This window comes from Herbaspirillum sp. alder98, assembly GCF_020179755.1.
GTDB lineage: Bacteria > Pseudomonadota > Gammaproteobacteria > Burkholderiales > Burkholderiaceae_D > Herbaspirillum.
Genome location: NZ_JAIUCY010000001.1, coordinates 1 through 23,011, shown reverse-complemented (window position 1 = coordinate 23,011; position 23,011 = coordinate 1). Strand labels below are relative to the sequence as shown.

The 23,011-nt window shown below is 62.3% G+C and carries 21 protein-coding genes; 14 read left to right on the top strand and 7 right to left on the bottom strand.

The window, feature by feature from the left end:
• The first annotated feature begins 99 nt into the window (after nt 1-99).
• Nucleotides 100-1,440, top strand: coding sequence for a DUF3422 family protein (locus LBW87_RS00105; protein ID WP_225199414.1), 1,341 nt, complete (start codon nt 100-102; stop codon nt 1,438-1,440).
• A 75-nt stretch (nt 1,441-1,515) separates the two neighbouring features.
• On the opposite strand, the gene LBW87_RS00100 is transcribed toward LBW87_RS00105, so the two are convergent.
• Nucleotides 1,516-2,124: an FMN-dependent NADH-azoreductase gene (locus LBW87_RS00100; protein ID WP_225199413.1), complete on the bottom strand. Its 609-nt coding sequence runs from the start codon at nt 2,122-2,124 to the stop codon at nt 1,516-1,518.
• 151 nt (nt 2,125-2,275) lie between these two features.
• Between LBW87_RS00100 and LBW87_RS00095 the strand changes: the two genes are divergently transcribed.
• Complete coding sequence (locus LBW87_RS00095; protein ID WP_225199412.1) at nt 2,276-3,283, top strand: LysR family transcriptional regulator; 1,008 nt, start codon at nt 2,276-2,278, stop codon at nt 3,281-3,283.
• Between the two features lie 42 nt (nt 3,284-3,325).
• Here the strand turns inward: LBW87_RS00095 and LBW87_RS00090 are convergent, their stop codons facing one another.
• The 4 genes from LBW87_RS00090 to LBW87_RS00075 all read right to left on the bottom strand — a co-directional run bounded on the left by LBW87_RS00090 (nt 3,326) and on the right by LBW87_RS00075 (nt 7,527).
• Entirely contained in the window at nt 3,326-5,599 is a 2,274-nt protein-coding gene (locus LBW87_RS00090; RefSeq protein ID WP_225199411.1) for a RelA/SpoT family protein, read from the bottom strand.
• A 35-nt stretch (nt 5,600-5,634) separates the two neighbouring features.
• A complete protein-coding gene (rpoZ, locus tag LBW87_RS00085) occupies nt 5,635-5,838 on the bottom strand; it encodes a DNA-directed RNA polymerase subunit omega (protein ID WP_008112385.1) in 204 nt (67 codons plus the stop codon).
• An 80-nt stretch (nt 5,839-5,918) separates the two neighbouring features.
• Nucleotides 5,919-6,560, bottom strand: a complete 642-nt coding sequence (gene gmk, locus LBW87_RS00080) for a guanylate kinase (protein ID WP_225199410.1) — start codon at nt 6,558-6,560, stop codon at nt 5,919-5,921.
• Nucleotides 6,561-6,612: 52 nt separating this feature from the next.
• Nucleotides 6,613-7,527: a YicC/YloC family endoribonuclease gene (locus LBW87_RS00075; protein WP_225200310.1), complete on the bottom strand. Its 915-nt coding sequence runs from the start codon at nt 7,525-7,527 to the stop codon at nt 6,613-6,615.
• Nucleotides 7,528-7,790: 263 nt separating this feature from the next.
• Between LBW87_RS00075 and rph the strand changes: the two genes are divergently transcribed.
• The 12 genes from rph to LBW87_RS00015 all read left to right on the top strand — a co-directional run bounded on the left by rph (nt 7,791) and on the right by LBW87_RS00015 (nt 22,192).
• Entirely contained in the window at nt 7,791-8,519 is a 729-nt protein-coding gene (rph, locus tag LBW87_RS00070) for a ribonuclease PH (protein ID WP_225199409.1), read from the top strand.
• A 44-nt stretch (nt 8,520-8,563) separates the two neighbouring features.
• A complete protein-coding gene (gene rdgB / locus LBW87_RS00065) occupies nt 8,564-9,154 on the top strand; it encodes an RdgB/HAM1 family non-canonical purine NTP pyrophosphatase (RefSeq protein ID WP_225199408.1) in 591 nt (196 codons plus the stop codon).
• Nucleotides 9,151-10,395, top strand: a complete 1,245-nt coding sequence (hemW, locus tag LBW87_RS00060; protein WP_225199407.1) for a radical SAM family heme chaperone HemW — start codon at nt 9,151-9,153, stop codon at nt 10,393-10,395. Before rdgB ends, hemW begins: the two co-directional genes overlap by 4 nt.
• 142 nt (nt 10,396-10,537) lie before the next feature.
• Nucleotides 10,538-11,737 carry an EAL and HDOD domain-containing protein gene (locus LBW87_RS00055; protein WP_225199406.1) on the top strand — a complete coding sequence of 400 codons (1,200 nt, stop codon included), beginning with the start codon at nt 10,538-10,540 and terminating at the stop codon, nt 11,735-11,737.
• A gap of 5 nt (nt 11,738-11,742) precedes the next feature.
• Nucleotides 11,743-13,812: a putative bifunctional diguanylate cyclase/phosphodiesterase gene (locus LBW87_RS00050; RefSeq protein ID WP_225199405.1), complete on the top strand. Its 2,070-nt coding sequence runs from the start codon at nt 11,743-11,745 to the stop codon at nt 13,810-13,812.
• A 354-nt stretch (nt 13,813-14,166) separates the two neighbouring features.
• Entirely contained in the window at nt 14,167-15,069 is a 903-nt protein-coding gene (locus LBW87_RS00045; protein WP_225199404.1) for a helix-turn-helix domain-containing protein, read from the top strand.
• A 170-nt stretch (nt 15,070-15,239) separates the two neighbouring features.
• Nucleotides 15,240-16,241, top strand: a complete 1,002-nt coding sequence (locus LBW87_RS00040) for a substrate-binding domain-containing protein (RefSeq protein WP_225199403.1) — start codon at nt 15,240-15,242, stop codon at nt 16,239-16,241.
• Between the two features lie 309 nt (nt 16,242-16,550).
• Nucleotides 16,551-17,645, top strand: coding sequence for a substrate-binding domain-containing protein (locus LBW87_RS00035; RefSeq protein WP_225199402.1), 1,095 nt, complete (start codon nt 16,551-16,553; stop codon nt 17,643-17,645).
• A 70-nt stretch (nt 17,646-17,715) separates the two neighbouring features.
• A complete protein-coding gene (locus tag LBW87_RS00030; protein ID WP_225199401.1) occupies nt 17,716-18,549 on the top strand; it encodes an ATP-binding cassette domain-containing protein in 834 nt (277 codons plus the stop codon).
• Nucleotides 18,546-19,802, top strand: coding sequence for a sugar ABC transporter permease (locus LBW87_RS00025; RefSeq protein ID WP_225199400.1), 1,257 nt, complete (start codon nt 18,546-18,548; stop codon nt 19,800-19,802). Before LBW87_RS00030 ends, LBW87_RS00025 begins: the two co-directional genes overlap by 4 nt.
• Nucleotides 19,803-19,841: 39 nt before the next feature.
• On the top strand, nt 19,842-20,570 hold the full coding sequence (locus tag LBW87_RS00020; protein ID WP_225199399.1) for an SDR family oxidoreductase: 729 nt from the start codon (nt 19,842-19,844) through the stop codon (nt 20,568-20,570).
• A gap of 20 nt (nt 20,571-20,590) precedes the next feature.
• A complete protein-coding gene (locus LBW87_RS00015; RefSeq protein ID WP_225199398.1) occupies nt 20,591-22,192 on the top strand; it encodes an FGGY-family carbohydrate kinase in 1,602 nt (533 codons plus the stop codon).
• 80 nt (nt 22,193-22,272) lie between these two features.
• On the opposite strand, the gene LBW87_RS00010 is transcribed toward LBW87_RS00015, so the two are convergent.
• Together LBW87_RS00010 and LBW87_RS00005 are read right to left on the bottom strand one after the other, a co-directional pair.
• Nucleotides 22,273-22,371: an integrase core domain-containing protein gene (locus LBW87_RS00010; protein WP_320442710.1), complete on the bottom strand. Its 99-nt coding sequence runs from the start codon at nt 22,369-22,371 to the stop codon at nt 22,273-22,275.
• 406 nt (nt 22,372-22,777) lie between these two features.
• Nucleotides 22,778-23,011 (bottom strand): hypothetical protein (locus LBW87_RS00005; protein WP_225199397.1); only part of this gene is annotated, 234 nt, incomplete at its 5' end.

The following is a 23,011-nucleotide window of genomic DNA, read 5'->3' as shown; positions in this document are numbered from 1 at the left end:
TGCATCGCCTTCCAGCGCGCCGTTGGCATGACTTTCGCATGCCAGGTCGCCGGGCGCTTGCGCTTTCCAATCCAACTTTCAACATCACGGGGAAACTTGATGTCCATTGTGTTTGCCAGCCTGAATCATCCGCAACGCGTCGTCCTGGCGGCCGAGGTGCATTCACGTCCTTTCCTGCAACTGAACCGCTCCGAGACGCTGACCCACCTGGCCGTCTTCGGGCCTCAGGACGGCAACGGCAATCAGCACGCCAAGGCCGAGCATGCGCGGCTTGACGCGCTGTGCGCGCATTTCGGGGTGGTCGCGCCGGGCGCCGAGGCCAAGCATTTCTTCCATGATTTCGGGCGCTTTCGCCTGAAGTGGGAGTGCCATACCGAATTCGCCACCTACACCTTCGCCCAGGCCCACGACGAGCCGCTGGATACCGCCGAGGCTTTTGCGCGCGCGCCGTTGTCACATGTGCCGCAGCAATGGCTGCTGTCGCTGCAGGGCAAGCTGATGGTGGCCGCGCATGTGGTGGTGGAGCCTGGCGCCGATGATCCGGCCGTCACGTCGCGCCAGATGCAACGCATCTTCGAAGGCAAGATGATCAGCTCCAGCAAGGTATTGCAGGGCGGCGAGATCTGGACCGACTTCCAGATCCAGTCGGACGGCTTCTCGCGCTTCGTGGTGCGCGATATCGACTTGCGCGAACTGCAGGGCGGACGCCTGGCCCAGCGCATCCTCGAAATCGAGACCTATCGCATGATGGCCTTGCTGGGGTTGCCGCCGGCGCAGCATTCGGGCCCGTTGCTGAACCAGATCGAAGGCGACCTGGCGGCGCTGACGGCAGCCATGGTGCAGTCCGAACAATCGCAGGGCGGCACCCCCGAGGAACATGCCGAGGATGAGCGCGTGCTGCGCAAGATCACCGGGCTGGCGGCGCGCATCGAAAAGCTCTCGCTGGAAAACAGTTATCGTTTTTCGGCCTCGCAGGCTTACTTCAGCCTGGTGCAGGCGCGCATCGAGGAGTTGCGCGAGGCGCGCATCGAAGGGGTGCCGACGATCGGCGAATTCATGGAGCGCCGGCTGGCGCCGGCCCTGCACACCTGCCAGGCCATCGCGCGCCGGCAGGAAGCGCTGGCCGAGCGGATCGCGCATACCAACGATTTGCTGCGCACCCGGATCGGCATCGTGCAGGAAGAGCAGAATCGTCAGATCCTGCAGTCGATGAACAGCCGCGCGGCCCAGCAGCTCAAGCTGCAGCAAGCGGTCGAAGGCCTGTCGGTGGCGGCTATCTCGTATTACGTGATCGGCCTGTTCGGCTATGCCGGCAAGGCCGCCAAGGCAGCGGGCCTGCCGATCAATCCTGACCTGGCCACCGGCCTGGTGGTACCGCTGGTGGCGGCGTGCGTATGGCTGGGGTTGCGCCGCATGCACCGCAGCCTGGATCATCATTGAGCCACGCTTGATCCCATGAAAAACGGAGCGCACCGATGATCGGGCGCTCCGTTTTTTTGCGTGACGACGCGTGGTTTATACCACGGCGCTGATCTGCTGCCGGGCGCCGGCCACGGCGTTCTTGACGGCTTCTTCGCCCATCGCAACGCCTTCGGCGACCACCAGTTCGACATCGGTGATGCCGATGAAGGCCAGTGCGCTCTTGATGTACTTGCCCTGGAAATCCAGCGCTTCCATCGGGCCTTGCGAATACATGCCGCCGCGCGACAGGATGATGACGGCTTTCTTGCCGGTGGCCAGGCCCACTGGGCCGGTCTCGGTGTAGCGGAAGGTGCGACCGGCCCGGAACACGTGGTCGATCCAGGCCTTCAGGGTCGACGGCGGCGCGAAGTTGTACATCGGCACGCCGATGACCAGGGTGTCGGCAGCCAGCAGCTCATCGACCAGCTGGTCGGATTGCTTGATCAGTTCAGCCTGCTCGGGGCTGCGCCCTTCGGGCGGCGTGAAGTAGGCGCCCAGCAGCGCTTCGGTGATGTGCGGCAGCGGGTCGCTGGCCAGGTCGCGATGGATGACCTTGGCGCCGGCATTCTTGGCTTGCCATTGTTCGACGAAGGCTGCGGTCAATTGACGCGAGATGGAGCCGCTGGTGCGGGCGCTGGAGTCGATGTGGAGCAGGGTGCTCATGGTGTTTCCTTTTTTCGGTGACGTCATTGCTGGCATGCAATGTCTGGTGCGCCGCAGCGCCGGGTTAATGGAACAGAGATTAATCAGTTTCCATTCATGGCGGTAGATGCGAGAATCGCATTTCACTCATCCATATTTGGTGGTAATTATCATGGTCGATCTCAACGACATCTCGCTCTTCGTTCAGGTCGTGCGGTGCGGCAGCTTCGCCGGCGCCGGGCGGCGCCTGGGCATGCCGCCCAATACCATCAGCCGGCGCCTGCAAACGCTGGAGGCGGCATTGGGGGTGCGGCTGCTGCAGCGCTCCACGCGCCAGCTCAACATGACGGCGGCCGGTCGCGAATTCTTCGAGCGTTGTGCGCCGGGGCTGGAAGATATCGAGCATGCCAGCACCAGCCTGAGCGAAAGCACTGGCGAGCCTGCCGGCAGCCTGCGGGTGGCCGCTCCGGTGGATTTCTTCGACAACTTCTCGATCGAGTGGATGCATGAATTCATGCAACGCTATCCAAAGGTGCAACTGGAATTCGTCCTCAACGATGGACGCGCCGACCTGATCGCCGAAGGGATCGACCTGGCCTTTCGCGGCGGGGTGCTGCCCGACTCGAGCCTGGTGGCCAGGAAACTGGTGGACAGCCATCGTGGCCTGGTGGCCAGCCCGCGCTATCTCGAGCGCTTCGGCACGCCGCATACGTTGGGCGAGTTGATCGGGCACCGCTGCCTGGCGGCCTCGCAGGCGTCGCATCACACCACGTGGAAGCTGGAAGGACCGCACGGCATGGAGACCGTACGGGTGATGCCCCCGCTGTGCATCAACACGGCGCAGGGACAGCTACGGGCGGCACGCGCCGGCCTTGGTATTGCCTTGCTGCCCACCATGCTGGCCTCCGAAGACTTGCGCCTGGGCCGGCTGGTGCAGATCCTGCCGGACTATCAGCGCGATGCGATGGCCCTGTACGCGGTGTATGTGCATCGACGGCAGTTGCCGGCAGGCGTGACGGCGTTGATCGATTTCTTCATCGATAAACTGCAGCGGGGCATCGCCGACAAGGGCGGTGAAGCCTGCGAGCAGCACCTGGCCGTGGAGCAGAAGGTCGGGGCCGACACCGCGGGCAGCGCAGGCAAGGCGGTAGGGATAGAGATGGCGCCATCGGCGCGGTGAGATGATGCGACCGAAGCGAGACCGGTGAGCCGGTCCGCCCGGTCAGCCCCGTTCGCGCAAGATGCGGGCGACGCTGTCGATCTTGCGGATGCCGCGCATGGTGCGGGCCAGGTGGACCCGATCTTCGACCTGGATGGTGAAGCGCAGGTATTTCATCGAGGCGCCGCCATCGTCGTCCATGCCGACCGAGACGATGTTGGCGTCGGCCTCGCCGATTTCGGCGGCGATGCGTGCCAGCGTGCCACGGTGATTGTGGATCAGGATGGTGATGCGGCAGTCGAAGCGACGATTCAGGTCGTGGCCCCAGACCAGTTCGATCCAGCGGTCCGGTTCCTTCTCGTGCAGCCGCTTGGCGGTCTCGCACTCCTGGGTATGCACGATCAGGGTCTGGTCGGCCCGCAGGTAACCGGTCAGGCGGTCGCCCGGGATCGGCATGCAACAGGACGACAACTGGGCCGATGCGCCTTCGCTGCCGGTGATCACCACCGGGTCAGGCTTGTTGGGCAGCATGTGGCCTTCGGGATCGAGCTGCGGCACGCTCACGCCGGCATCGAGCATGCCCATGATGTGGCGCGCCACCAGCGGCGCCATGCGGGTGCCGATGCCGATCTCGGCATACAGGTCGTCCATGGTCTTGGCGCTGGATTCGTTGAGCAGGCGGTCGACGATGGCGCCCGGCAGGTCGGCGTCGATGCCCAGCGTCTGCAGGGCGTTGCCCAGCAGGCGCCGTCCGACCGTCTGCGATTCGATCCGATTGGCGGTGCGCAGCCGGTGGCGAATCGCCGAGCGCGCCTTGCCGGTACGCACATAGCCCAGCCAGTTGGGGCTGGGGCGCGAAGTGGGCGAGGTGATGATCTCGACGATGTCGCCGTTGTGCAGTTCGGCGCGCAGCGGTGCGGGTTCGTGGTTGACGATGGCCGAGGTGGTCTGGTCGCCGATGTCGGTGTGGATGCTGTAGGCGAAGTCGAGCGCGGTGGCGCCACGCGGCAGGGCGATGATCTTCGACTTGGGCGTGAACACGTAGACCGAATCGGGGAACAGGTCGACCTTGACGTGCTCCAGGAACTCGGCCGAGTCGCCGGTCTGTTTCTGGATGTCAAGCAGCGACTGCAGCCAGGCATGGGTGCGTTGCTGCAGGTCGGTCAGGCTGCCTTCGTCGTCCTTGTACAGCCAGTGCGCGGCTACGCCCGATTCGGCCACGCGATGCATTTCGCGGGTGCGGATCTGGAATTCGACCGGCGTGCCGTAGGGGCCGATCAGCGTGGTGTGCAGCGACTGGTAGCCATTGAGCTTGGGGATCGCGATGTAATCCTTGAACTTGCCCGGCATGGGCTTGAACAGGGAGTGCAGCGTGCCCAGCGCGACGTAGCAGTTGGCAAAGCTGTCGACCACCACCCGGAAACCGTAGACATCCAGCACCTGCGAGAACGTCAGGTGCTTATTGCGCATCTTGCGGTAGATGCCGTAGAGGGTCTTTTCGCGACCATCGACCTGGGCCGGGATGCCGGCCGCGATCAGGGTGCTGGTGACCGACTCCATGATCTTTGTGACCACTTCGCGGCGATTGCCGCGCGCGGCCTTGACCGCCTTGTGCAAGGTCCGGTGGCGCAGCGGGTACAGGTGCGAGAACGACAGCTCCTGCAATTCGCGATAGATGTTGTTCAGGCCCAGCCGGTGCGCGATGGGAACGTAGACTTCCATCGTCTCGCGCGAGATGCGGCGCTTCTTGTCGGGCGGCATCGAGCCCATCGTGCGCATGTTGTGCAGACGGTCGGCCAGCTTGACCAGGATCACCCGCACGTCGCGGGCCATGGCCAGCAGCATCTTGCGGAAATTCTCGGCCTGCGCCTCGACCTGGCTCTGGAACTCGATCTTGTCCAGCTTGGACAGGCCGTCCACCAGCGACGCCACGGGGGCGCCGAAGCGTTCGATCAACTCTTCCTTCTTCACCCCCTGGTCTTCCATCACGTCGTGCAGGAACGCCGCCATCATCGCTTGCGCATCGAGCTTCCACTCGGCGCAGATCTCGGCCACCGCCAGCGGATGCGAAATATACGGCTCGCCCGACTTGCGCATTTGCCCCAGATGCATCTCGTCGGCAAAGCGATAGGCTTCCTTGACCTTCTTCAATTCGGAAGGCGTCAGGTACTCTTCGAGTTTCGGGGTCAGGTGTGCAAACGTGGCGACACCGCTATGCACGGCGGGCGCGGAGGAATCCGAAGGATTTTGCGGGCGACCGGAAGCGGCAGCTCGGCGAGAGGGAGGCGGGGAGGGGGGTGAGGCTGATAACGGGGAATCTGTTGGAGTCAGGCTCATGCGAAACCGTTATCAGCTTTTTCGACGTGCAGGGATCAGGCCGGAACCTTCTTGAGCATCTCGACGCCGACCTTGCCAGCGGCGATTTCGCGCAGGGCGGTCACGGTTGGCTTGTCCTTGGCGTCCACTTTCGGGGTATGGCCTTGCAGCAACTGACGGGCGCGATAAGTGGCCGACAGGGTCAGCTGAAAGCGATTCGGGATTTGCTTGAGGCAATCTTCGATGGTAATGCGGGCCATAACAACTCCTGGTGAGGTCGTGCGTGTTTCGGGATGTCGGGGGCAGTGCCGGCCGTATCGTCCTGCCGGGTGAGACCGGGTCAGCTGGCGGCGTGGATGCCAAGCTGGGTGAACAGATACGCATTGCGTGCCGCCTGTTGCGGAAAGCGGCAGCGGGCTGCTTTGACAATTGCCGTCAGCTCAGACAAAGCGACAGCAAACTCTTGGTTGATAATAACATATTCGAACTCCGGCGAGTGCGCGATTTCGCCCCCGGCGGCCAGGATCCGGCGGGTGATGACGTGGGGTTCGTCCTGTCCGCGCTTTTTCAGGCGTTCTTCCAGCGCCGCAATCGATGGCGGCAGGATGAAGATGCCGACCGCGTTGGAAAACTGCTTCTTCACCTGCTGCGCGCCCTGCCAGTCGATCTCTAGCAGCACATCGGTGCCGTTGGTGATCTGGTCGGCGATCATCAGGCGCGAGGTGCCGTAGTAATTGCCGTGCACCTCGGCCCATTCGAGGAACTCGCCCTCGGCCTGGCGCTGCAGGAAATCCTCGACGCTGGTGAAATAATAATGACGGCCGTGTTCCTCGCCCGGGCGCGGCGCGCGGGTGGTGTAGGAAATCGACAGCTTGATGTCCGGCTCCTGCTGCAGCAGGGCGTTGACCAGCGTCGACTTGCCGGCGCCGGAGGGGGCAACCACGATGAACAGGCTGCCGGAAGTAGGGTTTTTAGCAGGCATTGGGTACTCGCTGTATTGATTTTTTCGTTGAAAAAGACGGGGCGCCGAGGGCTTATTCCAGGTTCTGCACCTGTTCGCGCATCTGGTCGATCAGCAGTTTCAGTTCCATCGATGCATCGGCCAGTTCTTTCATGGCGGCTTTCGAGCCGACCGTGTTGGCTTCGCGATTGAGCTCCTGCATCATGAAATCCAGGCGCTTGCCGACTTGCCCGCCCTTGTTCAGGATGTGGCGGGTTTCGGCCAGGTGCGCGGCCAGGCGCGACAGCTCTTCGGCGATATCGATGCGGATGCCATAGAGGGTGACTTCCTGGCGAATTCTTTCCAGCGATTCCTCGCGGCTCAGCAACGGCGCGCTCGCGCCCTGCGCCTGCAGCGCCAGGCCCAGCGCGTCACGCATGCGCTCGGTGGCCTTTTGCTGGAACTGTTCGACCAGTTGCGGCACCAGTGGCGTAATGCGGGCCACGATCGCTTCCATTGCGTCGACCCGCGCCAGGATCACCGCCTGCAGCGCGGCGCCTTCGCGGGCGCGGCTGTCGACGAAGGCTTCCAGCGTCTGCTTCATGGTGGCCTGGATGTCGGCCTGCAGCGTGTCCTGGCTGATCTCGGCTTCTTCCAGCACGCCCGGCCAGCGCAGCAATTCGTTGACCGACAGCGGCGCGGCGTCGGGAAACTGCGCGCGCAGCTGGTCTTGCAGCGTCGACAGCGCGCCCACCAGGCCGGCATTGAGGGCCTGGGTGTTGCTGGTGGCTACCTTGCGGCCAAAGCTCAACCGGCATTCGACCTTGCCGCGCACCAGGCGGCTCATGATGGCCTCGCGCAGCAGCGGCTCGACGGCGCGCAAGTCGTCGTTGATGCGGAATTGCAGATCGAGGAAGCGCGAATTGACGCTCTTCATCTCGACCGTCACCGTGCCGGCAGGGGTATCGAGGGTGGTGACGGCATAGCCGGTCATGCTGTAAATGGTCAAGTTCTGGGCTCCGGTGGTCTGGTTGCCGATGCGGCCATCAAGGGCATCGGCGGGCTGGCGGGTTCGGGGAGTGGCAGATGTCATGCAATGTCATGGTGCGGCTGCATCCATTACAATGCCGGTTTTCGCAACACGGTCGCGACATCGCTTCTTCGCGGATCCCGCATTTTAAAGAAGATTGGCGGCCGTGCGCCATCAAAACATCGAAATTGCCGGTTTGACAGTAGCGCCGGCATCCCGGACCACCCGTACAAGGACCCAGCATGACAACTTTCCAACGCCCCAGCGGCCGCGCCGTCTCGCAATTGCGCGAGGTGCGCCTGACCCGCCACTACACCAAGCACGCCGAAGGGTCGGTGCTGGTCGAGTTCGGCGACACCCGCGTGCTGTGCACCGCCAGTATCGAAGACAAGGTGCCAGGCTTCCTGAAAGGGCGTGGACAGGGTTGGCTGACCGCCGAATACGGCATGCTGCCGCGCTCGACCCATACCCGTATGGATCGTGAAGCGGCCAAGGGCAAGCAATCGGGCCGGACCCAGGAAATCCAGCGCCTGATCGGTCGTGCCCTGCGCGCCGCGTTTGACCTGGAAGCCTTCGGCGAACGCACGCTGCACCTGGACTGCGACGTGCTGCAGGCCGATGGCGGCACCCGCACCGCCGCCATCACCGGCGCCATGGTGGCCGCCTATGATGCTTTCTCGGTGCTCAAGTCGCGTGGTGCGCTGGAAGCGATTCCCCTCAAGCATTTCGTCGGCGCCATCTCGGTCGGCGTCTACCAGGGCGTGCCGGTGCTGGATCTGGACTATCTTGAAGACTCCGACTGCGACACCGACATGAACGTGGTCATGACCGATGCCGGCCACTTCATCGAAGTGCAGGGCACTGCCGAAGGCGCGGCCTTCGACCGGGTGGCCCTGAACAATCTGCTGGACCTGGCCCAGCAGGGCATCGCCACCCTCAACACACTGCAAAAGCAGGCGCTGGGCCTGTAAGGCCTGGCTGCATTCGCTGATTCATTGAACAGATACATCGCACCATGGATACCAAGCAAAAGATCGTGATGGCCTCGAACAATGCCGGCAAGCTCAAGGAGTTTGCCAGCCTGCTGGGCGACATCGGTTTCGATGTGCGCCCGCAGGGCGAATTCGATGTGCCGGAGGCCGAAGAACCGTTCGGCACATTCGTCGAAAATGCCCTGACCAAGGCGCGCCATGCCGCGCGCCTGACCGGGCTGCCGGCGCTGGCCGATGATTCCGGGGTCTGCGTCAATGCCCTGGGCGGCGCGCCCGGCGTGTTCTCGGCGCGCTTCGCCGGCGAGCCCAAGTCGGATGCCGCCAACAACGCCAAGCTCATCGCCGACCTGGCCACCCAGGCCGACAAATCGGCCTATTACTATTGCGTGCTGGTCTATGTGCGCCATGCCGACGATCCGCAGCCGGTGATCGCCGATGGCACCTGGAAAGGGGAGATCATCGATGTCCCGCGCGGCGCGGGTGGTTTTGGCTACGATCCGTACTTCCTGTTGCCGCAGTTGGGCAAGACCGCGGCAGAACTGTCGTCGTCCGAAAAGAACGCCGTCTCGCACCGGGGCCAGGCGCTGCGCGCGCTGGTAGAGAAACTCAAGTGATTCCGATCAAGCCCATCTCCAATGGGGCGCCGGCCGCGCCCATCGGCACCGGCCCGGCGCAGGCGGCGCTGAGTTTTCTCAAGCCTGGCGCGTTGCAGCTGACGGCCCTGCCGCCGCTGTCGCTGTATGTGCATTTTCCGTGGTGCGTGCGCAAGTGCCCGTATTGCGACTTCAACTCGCACGAGGTCAAGGACGGCTTCCCCGAGCAGGCCTATCTGGATGCGCTGCGCACCGACCTCGAACTGGCGCTGCCATTGATCTGGGGGCGCCGCATCCAGACCATCTTCATCGGAGGCGGCACGCCCAGCCTGCTGTCGGCGGCCGGTCTCGACCGCCTGATGTCGGATGTGCGCACCTTGCTGCCGTTCGACGGCGATATCGAGATCACGATGGAAGCCAATCCCGGCACCTTCGAGGCCGACAAGTTTCGCGCCTACCGGGCCAGCGGCATCAATCGGCTGTCGATCGGCATCCAGAGCTTCAACCCCGGGCACCTGCAGGCGCTGGGGCGGATCCATGATGGCGAGCAGGCATTGAAGGCGGTCGAGATCGCGCAGGCCAACTTCGACAATTTCAATCTCGACCTGATGTATGCCTTGCCGCAGCAGACGCTGGCCCAGGCCCGTGCCGACATCGAGACCGCGATCGCCTTTGCGCCGCCGCACCTGTCGCTGTACCACCTGACGCTGGAACCCAATACGCTGTTTGCCAAGTATCCGCCGGCCGTGCCGGACGACGACGCCAGTGCCGACATGCAGGACATGATCGCGCAACTGACCGCCGCCGCCGGCTACGGCAACTATGAGGTGTCGGCCTACGCGCAGCCCGGGCGGCGTGCACGCCATAACCTCAATTACTGGCAGTTCGGCGATTACCTGGGCATTGGCGCCGGCGCGCATTCGAAGTTGTCATTCCCGCATCGCATCGTGCGCCAGATGCGCTATAAACATCCTCAGACCTATCTGGCGCAGACCGCAGCCGGCGCCCCGATCCAGGAAGAAGCCGAAATCGAACGCGATGCGCTCGGGTTCGAATTCATGCTCAACAGCTTGCGCCTGGTGGAGGGCTTCTCGCCCAACCTGTTCGCCGAGCGCACCGGAATGGGGCTCAATCGCATCGAGCAGCAACTCGACCTGGCCGAGCAGAAGGGGATGTTGTATCGCGATCACGCCGTCATCCGGCCGACCCCGTTGGGCCGTCGTTTTCTTAACGATTTGCAAGAAATCTTCCTGTCGGATTAAAGCTTGCTTGCAAGGCTATTTTTATCAGGTATATTAAGAAAAATTTTTATTTGATTGATAATTCTTTTGGGAAACTTTGAAGTTTTTCGAGAGATAACTCCGCGCCTCGGATAATAAGAAAACGGGCGCCAACGATGAGAATATGGCTGTCCAGGATAAAAGCGTTCCTTTTCCTCTCGTGTTTCTACAGCCGGTTGCCGACGTACACCACGTCTGGACTGCGCTGTCCCTGCACATCTCTCCGAATGATGAGGATGGCGGCGAGATCCTATCCAGGCTGTTCAATGAATTCAAGCTGGGCGAGGCCCTGGGTGAGCTGGCCTGCCTGATTCCGGTCCGCGACCCGGCCGGTTTTTCGCTGAAACTCGATGGTCCGCTGCCGAAGGGCCGGATCCTGCTGCGGGTGCCGGTCGAGCATTGCACCGACCCGGCGCGCTTTGACGCCCTCGACTGGCTCAATACCAGCAATTTCGGCATCGTCGCCGACGGCTTGCCGGCGCCAGACGCCAGCGTTCCCTCGTTCGTCGAGTCGATGGCGCTCGACGCCAGCGTAGGCAGCCTGCCGGAGGCCGGACACTGGTTGCAGCATATGCGCGGGCCGCACCTGGTCGAAAACATCGGCGACGCGATCCAGTTCGACATCTGCCGCACCGAAGGTTTTCGCTGGTTCGCGGGGGACTATCCGCTGCATCCCGACAGTCGCCTGTCGCAGAAGAATTCGATCTCGCGCGCGCGCCTGTTGAAGCTGCTCGAACTGGTGGCGCGCGATGCCGACGCCAACGAGCTCGAATCGCTGCTCAAGCAGGATCCCGCCTTGTCGTATCAGCTGTTCAAGCTGGTCAGCTCGGCTGCCTTCGGTTTTTCTGCGCACATCACCAATTTCAGCCAGGCCATCAATCTGCTGGGCCGGCGCCAGTTGCAGCGCTGGCTGCAACTGCTGCTGTATGCGCGCTTCCCCGGCGACGAGTCGGCCAATCCATTGCTGCCGCGCGCGGCGGCGCGGGCGGCAATGATGGAAGCGATGGCGCAGCGGGTGGAGTGCACCGCCAGCGAACTGGACCGCGCCTTCATCGTGGGCATGTTCTCGCTGCTCGATGTGCTGCTGGGGATGCCGCTGAACGACATCATCGGGCCGCTCAAGCTGCCGGCCGATATCGTCGATGCGTTGACGACCCGCACCGGGGTGCTGGGCAAGTTGCTGGATGTGGTGGAACGCTCCGAATACAGTCGCATCCCGCTGCGCCACGTCGACCTGGAAGCCGCCGGCCTTGACGCCAGGACCTATTGCGAATGCCTCATCGAGGCGTTCGGCTGGGCCACCCGCGTCAGTACCGAGGCGTGAAGACCATGATCTCGTCCGTCGGCACCGATGACCTGGCGTGTTGCTCCGCCTTGCTGGACGCGCTGCAGAACCTGCACGGCGTGGCCTTGCATGCGGCGCTCGGCGGGATCGCCTCGGGATTCCTGAAGCGGCCTGGCGGGCGTTATCTGAACGGCGTCAGCACCGACGTGCCGGGCCTGCAACACGACGTGGCGCACGAGGGCCATAGTTTCGGCTGTTACCATTTTCCCGACGCCGAGGTCGCCTACACCGACGCCGAGCGCACCCGGCTGGGCATGCTGGCGGGATTCACCGCTCGCTTGCTGCAGGCGCAGGCCGAGGCCGACAAGCGCACGCGCTCGCTCGACCAGATCGAAGCCAAGCTAGAGCAGCAGGCGCAGATCCTCAACCAGATGCACGAGTCGGTCATCACCATGGACCCGGCCGGTTTCATCACCAGCTGGAACCGGGGCGCCGAGCAATTGTTCGGTTATACCGCGCTGGAAGCGATCGGCCGCAATGTGCTGTTTCTGTACGAGAACGAAGACGAAGAAGATTCGCTGGCCGACATGTTCCTGGAGCAGGGCGGGCGCGAGATGGAAGTGCGGCGCCGCAAGAAGTCGGGCGAGATCTTCTGGGCCAGCCTGTCGTTATCGGTCATGCGCGACCAGCATGCGCATCCGATCGGCCTGATCGGCTATCTCAACGACATCACCGAGCGCAAGAGCGCCGAAAAACTGATTCACCACCTGGCCTACTACGATGCGCTGACCGGCCTGCCCAACCGCACGCTGCTCACCCGCACCGTCGACCAGGCGCTGCAGGAAGGACGCCAGGGCGCCACTCACGGCTGCGTGATGTTCATCGACTTGAACCGGTTCAAGCCCATCAACGACACACTGGGACACGTGGCCGGCGACATGCTGCTGGTCGAGGTGGCGATTCGCCTGCGCCGCGCATTGCGCGAAGAAGACCTGGTGGCACGCCTGGGGGCTGACGAATTTGCGGTGGCCCTGTTCGACATCGACAAGGATTACCACCCCGGTTTCGTGGCGCAGAAGCTGTTGGCGCTGTTCGACGAACCGTTCTTCATCGATGGCCACGAGTTGCGGGTGGGCGCCAGCATCGGCATCAGCATGGTGCCGGAAGACGCCAGCGACACCGAGACCTTGCTGCGCCTGGCCGACATCGCCATGTATCGCGCCAAGCAGGGCGGGGAGAACAACGAAGGCGGCTACGCTTACTACAGCGAAGAGATGAACCGCAACACGCTTGATCTGCTGCGCATCGAGACCGGGTTGCTGCACGCCTTCGAATATAACGAATTGCTGCTGTACTACCAGCCCAAGGTCGACATGCAAACCGGCGCCATCACCGGTGCCGAGGCGCTGGTGCGCTGGCAGCATCCCGAGCGCGGCCTGCTGCTGCCGGGCGAATTCATCCCGATTGCCGAAGAGACCGGCCTCATCGTGCAGCTCAGTGACTGGGTGCTGGACGCCGTGTGCCACCAGGCGCGGGCGTGGAAAGCGGCCGGGCTGGCGCCGATCCGCATCGCCCTCAACGTGACCGCCCGCGAATTCACCCGTTCGCTGCCGGACCGGGTGCGTGCGGCGCTGTCGCGTCACCAGTTGACCGGCGAATGGCTGGAGCTGGAGATTACCGAAAGCATGCTCATGCACGGCACCGACCGGGTGATCTCGATCATGGAAAAGGTGTGCCAGCTGGGCGTGACGATTTCGCTTGACGATTTTGGCACCGGCTATTCCAGCCTGTCGTACCTGAAGCGCTTTCCGATCAATACGCTCAAGATCGACCGCTCCTTCACCATGGGCATTCCGGAAGACTTCAACGATTGCGCCATCGCCAGCGCCATCATCGGCATCGCCAAGCAGCTGCGCCACAAGGTGATTGCCGAAGGTGTCGAGACCGAGAAGCAATTCAACTTCCTCAAGCAGGCAGGCTGCAACGAACTGCAAGGCTTCATCTTTTCGCGCCCGGTGCCGGCGCCCGACTTTCACGACATGCTGCTCGCCGGCAAGCGGCTGCATATCGCCAGCGAGGCGTTGTCGTTGCCATTGGGTGGCGACGCGGCCTGACGGCTGGCGTAGTCACCATCGCCCACCAGCATCGACGACGCCGTTGCGAGGCGTCGTCACAGATATCATGACCACATCGGAATATCCGCGACCCGCGCATGCGGTGGGTCGGGGTGTGCGAATTCGTCGATACGCTCATGCGACATTTTTCGGGTAGTTGAGCATATGTGTGGATTGCGACCTGTTTTTCACACGCCACCGGCGTCAAAACAGCAAAAAGGTATCAGTTTATGGTGTGAAAAGTAGTGGTGGAAGAGTCGGTCTGAAATCTAGTATTGGCGCGGGGGCGCTCAATATCATGGAGACAACTGCGCGCATTCGGTCACCACCGGAGGCCGTGGCCGAGGGGGGCACATGAAACCGGATCTCGAAGTCGTTCACATAGGAAGCACCCAGTCGTTCAAGGCCTGGGAACATGGCTATCCCTATCCAACCGTACGCTGGCATTTTCATCCTGAATGCGAATTGCATCATGTGGTGGCCACGACCGGGCGTTGTTTCGTCGGTGACTTCGTCGGCGATTTCGGGCCCGGGCAACTGGTGTTGACCGGTCCCAATCTGCCGCATAACTGGGTCAGTGATATGGCGCCGGGGGCACAGGCGCCACTGCGCAGCAGGGTATTGCAATTCGACGAGCGATTCATCCATGACATGGTCGCGTTGTTGCCGGAGCTCTCGATCTTCCTGCCGACGCTGGCGCTGAGCCGGCGCGGCATTCTGTTTTCGACGGCGACGGCGGCCAGGGTCGGCCCGATGATCGAGGAACTGGTGGGCGCCAGCGAGATTCGCCGCATCGAAATATTCCTGTCCATCCTCGGCACCCTGAGTCGTGATCGCGACCATCGCGCCATGACCAGCAGCGCATATCATCCAGACCCTTCGGGATTCATGGCGACCGGTATCAACGAGTCGCTCGACTACATCCGCAATCACCTCACCGAGTCGTTTGGCGAACGGGAACTGGCAAAGATCTCGCGCCTGAGCACCAGCGCGTTCTCGCGTAGCTTCAGGCGGCATACCGGCATGGCGCTCAACGCCTACGTCAACCGGCTTCGCATCAACCTCGCGATCCAGCTGCTGATGAGTGAAGCGAGGCTGTCGATTACCGACATCTGTTTCGCCTCGGGTTTCAAGAACCTCTCCAATTTCAATCGGCAGTTCCTGCGACAAAAGGGTATTCCACCTTCGCGTTTCAGGGCGTTGCTGGCGGAGAACGCAGGTTTTACCGACGCCGCAGAAGTCGTGGCGGCAGCGTGAAAAGGACATCAAGTCCGTGCCGCGCCGGGCGCCAAAAAAAACAATTGCAACCTATGCATGACCAACAGGAGACCAGCATGACCAGATGTTCAGCGTCCATCGTTTCTGCGCCGGGAAACCCCGGCCGCGTGTCAGTGGCCCATTGGCTCGTGGCAGGTCTTGGTCTCGCAATGAGCGCAGCGGTGTTCGCCGCCGCCGGCGATACGGTGGCCTTTCTGATGCCCGACCAGGGCTCTACCCGGTACGAGCAAAATGACTTGCCCGGTTTCAAAGCCGAGATGAGCCGGCTATGCGCCCAATGCAAGGTGCTTTACCAGAACGCCAACGGCGACGTTGCGCTACAGCAGCGGCAGTTCAACGCGGTGATCGCGCAAGGCGCCAAGGTGATCGTGCTGGATCCGGTGGATTCGATTTCTGCCGCGCCGCTGGTCAGGCTGGCGCAGGGCAAGGGGGTCAAGGTGATTGCCTATGACCGGCCGATTCCCGCCACGCCAGCCGACTACTTCGTGTCGTTCGACAATGAAGGCATCGGCCGCGCCATCGCCGAATCGCTGGTCCAGCACCTCAGGCAGGGCAAGATCCCGACCGACAGCGGTGGCCTGCTCGAGGTGCATGGCTCGCCCGGTGACGCCGCCGCCGAGTTGATCCGGCAGGGCATCAAAGCGGGCCTGAAGGATAGCGGCTACAAGACGCTGGCCGAGATCGAGACCCCTGACTGGTCGCCGCCGAAGGCACAGCAATGGGCCAGCGGCCAGATCACGCGGTTGCGTCTGCAGATCATCGGCGTGGTGGCTGCCAACGACAGCACGGCCGCAGCCGTGATCGCCGCCTTCAAGGGGGCGGGCGTGAAGCCGGTGCCGCCGGTCACCGGCAATGACGCCACCTTGGCCGCACTGCAGCGGATCATCTCCGGCGAACAGTTCAACACGGTGGCCAAGCCCGGCGAGATCGTCGCCGCTGCCGCCGCGCGGGTCGCCGTCGGCTTCCTGTCGGGGCAGCCACAGAAGGGCGGGACCATGCTGTTCGACACACCGTCGCTACTGTTCAAGCCGGTGGTGGTGACGGCCAGGAACATGAAGGCCGAGATCATCGACAAGAGGATCGTGAGCGTCAGTCAATTGTGTGCGGGCAGTTATGCAGAAGACTGCAAGAGGCTCGGCATTTCCAATTGATGCATCTTTATTCCAGGGGGCAGCCAGCTGGCCCTTGCGCATCTGGCGTATGGCATTCCATTTTTTGCATTTTCTAATCTTGCGAGGGCAAAAAAGTATCTGTTTCGGGCAGGAAAAGTAGTGGCTAAAGCGCCGGTGGTAAATCAGTATCGGCCTTAGCGCGCAGGTCACTTGAGACCGTCGAGACAACCCCGCAGACCCAATCTCTCCAGCGCTGGACGATCACGCATCAAGGACCTCATGTCCTGGAGAACCCTCGGCCGACGAAAAAACGATTGCGCCGACTTCATAAAAAAACAGGAGACAAGCATGACAAGAGTTTCATCTGCCCGTGTATTTGCGCTGGCAAACCACGGCCGCCTGCTGGTCGCCAGTGTGCTTCTGGTCGGCCTTGCCCTGGTGGCGAGCCGGCCGGTATCTGCCGCCCCCGACGGGATGGTGGCATTTCTGATGCCTGACCAGGCCTCTACCCGTTACGAGCAACACGACTTTCCCGGCTTCAAGGCCGAAATGAGCCGGCTGTGCGCCTCCTGCAAGGTGATCTACCAGAACGCCAACGGCGACGTTGCGCAACAGCAGCGGCAATTCAATGCGGCCATTTCGCAAGGCGCCAAGGTGATTGTGCTCGACCCGGTGGATTCGACTGCCGCTGCGTCGCTGGTCAAGATGGCGCAGGGCAAGGGGGTCAGGGTGATTGCCTATGACCGGCCGATTCCCTCCACGCCTGCCGATTATTACGTGTCGTTCGACAATGAAGGTCTCGGTCGCGCCATCGCCGATTCGCTGGTGCTGCACTTGAAGCAGAACCAGGTGCCGACCGACACGGGTGGTTTGCTGGCAGTCAATGGCTCGCCCACCGACGCCGCCGCCGGATTGATCAAGAAGGGCATACAAGCAGGCTTGCAGGAAAGCGGCTACCGGACGCTGGCCGATTTCGATACGCCCGAATGGGCGCCGCCGAAGGCACAGCAGTGGGTCAGTGGACAGATCACCCGGTTCCGTTCGCAGATCATCGGCGTGGTAGCGGCAAACGACGGCACCGGTGGTGCCGCGATTGCAGCCTTCAAGGCAGCCGGTGTCAATCCCTTGCCTCCGATTACCGGCAACGACGGCACGCTGGCTGCATTGCAGCTGATCGTTTCCGGCGACCAGTTCAACACGATTTCCAAGCCGAGCGAGATCGTCGCTGCGGCCGCCGCGCGGGTTGCCGTGAACTTCCTGTCGGGCCAGCCGCAGGAGCCCGGCACCACACTCTACGGCACGCCTTCCCAGTTGTTCCTGCCGGTGGTGATAACGGCGACCAACTTGAAGGCTGAGATGGTCGACAAGAAGATCGTGAGCGCCCGGCAATTGTGCGTCGGACGTTATGCAGAGGGCTGCAAGAAGCTCGGTATTTCCGAGTGATGGGAGCAGTGATCCTCGCCGAGACCACATGGCCCGGCGCGGCCCCGACAACATCCGAGGTGGCCAATTGATGACTGATTCACGCGAGACCGTGCGCAAGAGCGCTACGCCGGTGCTGAGCCTGCATAAGATTTCCAAACGTTTCGGCGCGGTCTCTGCGCTGACCGACATCGATATGGAGGTCCATGCCGGGGAGGTGGTGGCGCTGGTGGGCGACAACGGCGCCGGCAAGTCGACCCTGGTCAAGGTGCTGGCGGGGGTTCACCAGCCGACCAGCGGCAGCATCACCTTCGGCGGCAAGCAGGTCAAGCTGGATAGTCCCAATGCGGCGCTCGACCTGGGCATCGCGACGGTATTCCAGGACCTGGCCCTGTGCGAAAACCTGGACGTGGTGGCCAACATCTACCTGGGGCGGGAGCTGTCTCCCTTCGCTTTGGACGAGGTGGCCATGGAACTCAAGACCTGGACCCTATTGAACGAACTGGCCGCCCGCATCCCGAATGTGCGCGATGTGGTGGCGTCGCTCTCGGGCGGGCAGCGGCAGACGGTCGCCATTGCCCGTTCGCTGTTGCTGGCGCCCAAGCTGGTGGTGCTCGACGAGCCTACGGCGGCACTGGGCGTGGCGCAGACGGCAGAAGTGTTGAACCTGATCGAACGGGTGCGCGAACGCGGTTATGCCGTGATCATCATTAGTCACAACATGGAAGACGTGCGGGCCGTCGCTGATCGCATCGTGGTGCTGCGGCTAGGCCGCAACAATGGCGTGTTCTATCCGGATTCATCCAATCAGGAGCTGGTGGCCGCGATCACCGGCGCTACCGAAAATGCCGTCTCGCGCCGCGCTACCCGACACCAGGCAAAAAATGAGACGCAACCAACGACGCCAGGGACGACCGCATCATGAGCATTCAAGAAGAGCCTTCGTCGCCGCCTGCGCAGCTTGATCGCAGCGATGTCCGCGTCAGTCATGCCGACGGCATGGCGGCGAGCTTGTCGGCTTTCGCGGCGCGGGTACGCGCCGGCGACCTGGGCGCGTTGCCGGTGGTGGTCGGGCTGGTGATCATCTGGAGCGTATTCGGTTTTCTCAATCCGGTCTTCTTCTCGGCCGACAACCTGACCAACCTGTTATTCGACAGCTCCACCACCGGTGTCATCGCCCTGGGGATCGTATGCGTATTGATGCTCGGCCAGATCGATCTGTCAGTCGGCTCCATCAGCGGCTTTTCATCGGCGCTGTTCGGTACGCTGTGGGTCAACCAGGGCTGGCCCGTGCTGGGCGCCATTGCCGTGGCGTTGCTCATGGGCGCGCTCATCGGCGTGGTCTATACCATCTTGTTCAATCGCATCGGCATGCCCAGTTTCGTCGCCACGCTGGCAGGCTTGCTGGCGATCCTGGGATTGCAGCTCTATGTGCTCGGGCCCAGCGGATCGATCAATCTGCCTTACGATTCGATGCTGGTCGACTTCGGGCAAACGATGGTCATTTCATCGCCCTGGTCGTACTTGCTGGCGCTGCTGCCGGGGATCGTGATGATGCTGACCGGCCTGCGCACCCGCGCACGGCGTCAGGCGGTCAACCTGTCTGCGCCGTCGGTGGCCGCACTGGCGCTGCGCGCCGTGGCCGTCACGCTGCTGCTGGAGGCAGTGGTGGCCTACCTGGGGCAGTCGCGCGGTGTGCCGTTGATGTTCGGCCTGTTTGTCGCCTTGGCGGTGGTGATGGATTATGCGTTCAAGCGCACCCGCTGGGGGCGATCGATGCATGCCGTCGGCGGCAACCGGGAGGCGGCGCGCCGGGCCGGCATCAACGTCGACATGATCTTTGCCAGCGCATTCATGCTGTGTGCCGCACTGGCTGCCTTGGGCGGGGTGCTGGCTGCAGCGCGACTTGCCGCGGCCAGCCAGCAGGCCGGTAGCGGCGACGTCAATCTCAACGCAATTGCCGCCGCAGTGATCGGCGGCACCAGTCTGTTCGGTGGTCGCGGCAGCGCCTATGCAGCGGTGCTCGGCATCATCGTGATCCAGTCGATTGCCAGCGGCCTGACGCTGCTCAATCTATCGTCCTCGCTGCGCTTCATGATTACCGGCGGCGTGCTTGCGATCGCCGTCATTGTGGATTCGCTGGCGCGGCGTTCGCGCATGTCGAACGGTCGTGCCTGAGCACGACCGTCAACCCAAGCCAACCTGGAGAATCACAGCATGACTCAATCCCTCAAGGGGCGGATCGCGGCCATCACCGGAGCCGCGTCCGGCATCGGCCTCGAATGTGCGCGTGCGCTGGTCGCAGCCGACGCCAAGGTGGTTCTTATCGACCGTGATGGCGACAAGCTGGAGCAGGCGCGCCGTGAACTCGGGAGCCATGCGTTCGCACTGCAGGTCGATCTGCTCAAGCCGCACGAGAATTCGTCCATGCTGCCCAGGATACTGGCGCTGACGGGTGGTCTTCACATATTCCACGCCAACGCCGGCGCCTATGTCGGTGGCGATGTGGCAGAGGGCAGCCCTGACGAATGGGACCGCGTGCTCAACCTGAATGTCAATGCGGCGTTCCGTTCGGTGCATGCGGTACTACCGCATCTGGTTGCGCAGAAATCGGGCGACATCATTTTTACCAGTTCCATTGCCGGTATCGTCCCGGTGGTGTGGGAGCCGGTTTATACGGCATCCAAGTTTGCGGTGCAGGCGTTCGTGCATACCCTCCGGCGCCAGCTTTCCCGGCACGGGGTGCGGGTGGGCGCGGTGGCGCCTGGGCCGGTGGTGACAGCGCTGCTTGACGACTGGCCCAAGGCCAAGATGGATGATGCGCTGGCGTCGGGCAGCCTGATGCAGCCCAGGGAGGTAGCCGATTGCGTCATGTTCATGCTGACCCGACCGGCCAACGTGACCATTCGCGATATCGTGGTACTGCCTAACAATGTCGACCTGTGAAATACACCGCGACTTCAAGCATGCAACATAGCGCCACCATCGGCGTGGATGTCGGCACCGGCAGCGCGCGCGCAGGGGTATTCGATCTGCAGGGGCATCTGCTCGCCAGCGCCAAGAATGACATCAGGCTGTTCCATCAGCCGGGTTCCATCGTGGAGCAGTCCAGCAACGAAATATGGGCGGCTGTCTGCGCCTCGGTGCAGCAAGCGCTGGCCGGCTCGGGGATGACGCCAGAACAGGTGATCGGTATCGGCTTTGACGCGACCTGTTCACTGGTGGTGCTGGGCGAAGGCGGAGAGCCGCTGTCGGTGGCGGCAGACGGAGATCCCGAGCACAACATCATGGTCTGGATGGACCATCGCGCCATTGTCCAGGCCGACCGCATCAATGCGATCGGTCACGAGGTGCTGAACTATGTGGGCGGGCGTATTTCGCCCGAGATGGAAACACCCAAGCTGTTGTGGCTGCGTGAGAACAAGCCCGACGTGTTCGATCGTGCCTGGCAGTTCATGGACTTGACTGATTTCCTGACCTGGCGCGCCAGCGGCGATCTGGCCAGATCCATCTGCACCGTCACGTGCAAGTGGACCTATCTGGCGCATGAGCGCCGCTGGGACGAAAGTTATTTTCACGCCATCGGTCTTGGTGTGCTGGCCGACGAAGCCTTTGCCAGGATTGGCCAGCGCATCGTCGCGCCGGGCACCGCGCTGGGCCAGGGGCTCACGCCGCAAGCGGCGCTGCAGCTGGGCTTGTGCGCCGGCACGCCGGTGGCCGCCGGCGTCATTGATGCGCATGCCGGCGGGATCGGCACGGTGGGTGTCGATGGCGATCCCTTCACGTCGCTGGCTTATGTCTTCGGCACCTCGTCCTGCACCATGAGCAGCACGCGCGAACCGGTGTTCGTGCCGGGCGTGTGGGGGCCGTATTTTTCGGCGATGGTGCCGGATGCCTGGCTCATCGAAGGAGGGCAATCGGTGGCTGGCGCGGCCATCGACCATTTGTTGTCGATGCACCCGTTCGCCAGCGTAGCCCAGCGGCAGGCGCGCGAAAAGGGGCGCTCCTTGCTGGCCACGCTGGCCGAGCGGATCCAGCAGCAGGAAGCGTCCCTGTCTGATGCCGTGTTGCTGGCCAAGGGCTTGCATGTGGTGCCGGAGTTTCTTGGCAATCGCGCGCCGCTGGCCGACCCGCATGCGCGCGCCGTGATCGTGGGTCTGGGCATGGAACGCGACATGACGAGCTTGCTGGCGCTGTACGTTGCGGGCATGTGCGGCATTGCGTATGGGCTGCGCCAGATCATTGATGCGCAAGCGGTAGCCGGCGCGCCGATCGAACGCATCATGATCAGTGGCGGTGCGGGACGGCCTGACCTGGTGCGCCAGTTGCTGGCCGACGCCACCGGCAAGCCGGTGCTGGTCAACGAGACGGACGAGCCGGTGTTGCTGGGCGCGGCGATACTGGGCAGCGTGGCCGCCGGCATCTATGGCGACGTCGCCGCGGCAATGGCCGGCATGTCGCGCGTGAGCAGGCGCGTGGAGCCTTGCGGCGGGGTGATTGCAACGTTGCATGATGCGCGGTTTGCTGCGTTCGGGCGGTTGCAGGGGATGGCGCGGGAGTTGCGGTGAGAGAATCTTGCTTTGTCGGCGGGAGATGTATAAATAAAAATGCTTGTTACTGTATTGGCTCGGCCAAACCTGGCCACACATCATGCGGCTAATACATATGCTTGCGTCGGAGTCTTCAACCCAAGAGCCTGGTGTGGACGCAGGTTGTTATAAAAGCCAATCCACTTATTGCAAGGAATTCCGGGGTCAATTCATCGTTATCAGTTAGATATTTATTCGTCACTGAATCAGCTCTGCTTCATGGCTTCCTCATTTGTCAGGAAGCCATTTTTTTAAGCCTTTAGTGTTGCAAGCTAATGATTTCATTTTCAAAAAAATAAGTTTCCTATTTATGTCGTCTTATTTTTTAGTTTGCAGGCATTAACAGGCGCAATAAAAAATCCTCCAGCGGGAAAGGCTGGTTACATTTATTTACAGTTGAGATAGAATTTCCATTGGGCACAATTCTCATTGATTGAGATTTTTTGTGCGGTGACTGCCGTTCTTTGAGCCCAGATCATGCCGAGGCGAATTCAGCCGCTGAGACGTTAGGCAAGCGGCTCATTGCGATCCACATTTTTTTTCGATCAAGATAGTTGACCATGCTCAGCTGCCTTTTTTGTGTGCAATTTTAAGAACATGAGAATCTCTTTGGGACAATTTGTCTTCCTGTTGATAGTTGGGTTGGTTTTTCAAGTTTTCCCGCCCATCGCTGATGCGCAAGCCGTGAACGGGAAATACCTCACCGAAAAAGAAGTGAGGGAAAAATATCGCACTTGCGAAGATGGTTGGTATAGCGGCCCTCAGCCAGGAAAAGCGCGCTTCACCAGAGATCCTTGG